The 694-nt window shown below is 71.3% G+C and carries 1 protein-coding gene; it reads right to left on the bottom strand.

Translation table 11 applies throughout. The annotated features are described in order from the left end of the window. On the bottom strand, nucleotides 1-694 hold a 694-nt coding region (locus BFF77_RS31775), incomplete at both ends, for a cation:proton antiporter domain-containing protein (protein WP_211280378.1).

Genomic DNA, 694 nt, shown 5'->3' with positions numbered 1-694 from the left:
GCCAGGACCGCGCGCAGCCGCTCGGCCAGCGGCTCGGGCAGCGCGTTGCGCTCGTCGGCCAGCAGTTCGGCGAGCCGCCGCTCCGCCGCCACGGACGCCTCGCTCTGCGCCTGCGCCTCGGCCAGCGTCTCGGCCTGACGGTCGCGGCCCGGCAGTCTCAGCATCCGGATCAGCACGGGCAGCGTGAGCCCCTGTACGACCAGGGTGCCGATCACCGTCGTAAAGGTCAGGAACAGCACCAGATTGCGCCCGGGGAAGGGCCGGTCGTCGTCGAGCGTCAGCGGAATGGAGAACGCGATCGCCAGGGACACCACCCCGCGCATGCCCGCCCAGCCGACGATCAGCGGAGCCGTCCAGGTGGTCTCCGGCTCGCGCTCCCTGATCCGCCGGAACATCGCGCGCGGCAGGAAGGTCGCCGGATAGACCCAGACGAACCGGACCACCACCACCGCCACGAACACACCGACGGCATAGAGCAGCGACTCCCCGACGCCGTACGCCCCGAGCCCCTCCAGCACGACCGGCAACTGGAGCCCGATCAGGGCGAAGACCGCCGACTCCAGGACGAACGCGACCATCTTCCACACCGCGTGCTCCTGGAGCCTGGTGGCGAAGTCCACCTGCCAGGAGCGGTGCCCCAGATAGAGCGCGACCACCACGACGGCGAGCACGCCCGAGGCACCCACCTGCTCGG

This window comes from Streptomyces lushanensis (assembly GCF_001700515.1).
Classification (GTDB): Bacteria; Actinomycetota; Actinomycetes; order Streptomycetales; family Streptomycetaceae; genus Streptomyces; species Streptomyces lushanensis.
Note: the sequence above shows the minus strand (reverse complement) of the source record. Positions and strands in the feature narration are given on the sequence as shown.